We start from the raw sequence: 248 nt of genomic DNA on the forward strand, positions 1-248 counted from the left end.
GGCTTGGGCTTGTTGTTGTGCGTAGTCGTCGAGTTCTTGTTTTAAATGTTGGGCTTCCTCGCGGATGCGTTTCCTGGTGGCGGTGATGTGTTGGGCGACTGTTTGTGCCCACCGTTTCTGCTTTGGTGCTAGCGGCCCGTCGGCTTCGGTAATAGTCCAGGTGCCGTCTTCATATAGCCAGATGACATCCCCGCTGTAGGGGTCGAGCAGGTATTTGAGGGTGCCATCGGTTTTCATGTTGTGATGGC

Annotated in this window: 1 pseudogene; it reads right to left on the minus strand. The window is 54.8% G+C overall.

Annotation, left to right across the window (positions count from 1 at the left end):
- Positions 1-248: pseudogene (locus HMPREF2781_RS06300) on the minus strand (HNH endonuclease); the annotation flags it as partial.

The organism is Corynebacterium sp. HMSC062A03 (assembly GCF_001811145.1).
In the GTDB taxonomy this organism is placed as follows: Bacteria; Actinomycetota; Actinomycetes; order Mycobacteriales; family Mycobacteriaceae; genus Corynebacterium; species Corynebacterium aurimucosum.